A 481-nucleotide genomic window follows, 5' to 3' on the forward strand; every position below is an offset into this window, starting at 1 on the left:
TCGGGTCCGCCCGTTTGGATCAGGACGGCGACCGCAATAGCGCCGGCTCGGCGGGCGTTCTGGAAGAGCTCGGTCACCACGTCGAAGGCGGTGTTGTTGAAGAGCCGTGTGACCTTCGCGATCGTCTCGGGCGCGACCGCGGTCGCTATGGTGGCGGGGATCATGATGCGCTCCTCGTGGCTGGCGTGCCTTTCACGCCCACCCGAGCCCTCCCCCTCCCCTTCGAGCCACGGTCGATCCCGGCCTACGGCCGCGGAGATAGGCCGAGAATGTCCTGCAGCGTCGGGGCGGACTTGCGACGCGCGCGGCGGCCGAACCTGACCCCCTGCTTCTCGGCGAATTTATGGACGGCAGCATACTTGCGCCCGAGCGCCGTCGCGAGATCGGGCAAGGCGATGTCATGGGCGTGTGCAAGCGCGAGGGCGCGCCGGTCGTCGTCGCTCCAGGGCCGGTGGTAGCCGTGAACCAAACCCAAGAGATT

The 481-nt window shown here is 68.0% G+C and carries 1 protein-coding gene; it reads right to left on the bottom strand.

Annotated features, from left to right (window positions below; translation table 11 throughout):
• Positions 1-244: 244 nt before the first annotated feature.
• Positions 245-481 (bottom strand): hypothetical protein (locus AACY08_RS29160; RefSeq protein ID WP_339472551.1); only part of this gene is annotated, 237 nt, incomplete at its 5' end.

Source organism: Pseudomonas sp. EL_65y_Pfl1_R83 (genome assembly GCF_963970695.1).
Lineage (GTDB): Bacteria > Pseudomonadota > Gammaproteobacteria > Pseudomonadales > Pseudomonadaceae > Aquipseudomonas > Aquipseudomonas tritici.